The sequence below is a fragment of the Achromobacter sp. Marseille-Q0513 genome, from assembly GCF_018195695.1.
Taxonomy (GTDB): domain Bacteria; phylum Pseudomonadota; class Gammaproteobacteria; order Burkholderiales; family Burkholderiaceae_B; genus Achromobacter.
The window spans coordinates 1-423 of record NZ_JAGTJY010000557.1; the positions used below are offsets into that span (position 1 = coordinate 1).

The window sequence follows — 423 nt, forward strand, 5'->3', positions numbered from 1 at the left end:
TCTGCAGCAATTGCGCAATCAGCTGTTCGGCATCGGGCAGGCTCTTCGACCGCGGACAACGTCGCTGTTGGCTTGGTACAAGAACACGACCAATCGGCCGATAATGGTTGGCGCCATGTTTCGGACCAATGTCGCTGGGACAACGGTTCTTGCTGGCTACCTCAATACGGTTGCAAGTACCACCGGTATGACAGTCCACAGCTATCTCACCATACCCGGTTTGGTGAATCCGTTAGCCAACAGTATTTCGATGATGGTCCCACCCGGGCTGTACTGGACGGTTGACGCAAGTAATGCTTCAGTGGTGGAGTCTTGGGAGTATTCATAAACGTCGTCTTTCCACTCCCTGGCAACGCGTTTTCTTTCAATGCTTGTCGCGGGCTTCAATCGTCCGCGACTTCGCCCGTCGCCACATCCCAGGTC

Annotated in this window: 1 pseudogene; it reads left to right on the forward strand. The window is 54.6% G+C overall.

Features of this window, described 5'->3' with window-relative positions:
* Positions 1-328: pseudogene (locus KDH83_RS31745) on the forward strand (phage tail protein); the annotation flags it as partial.
* Positions 329-423 lie beyond the last annotated feature (95 nt).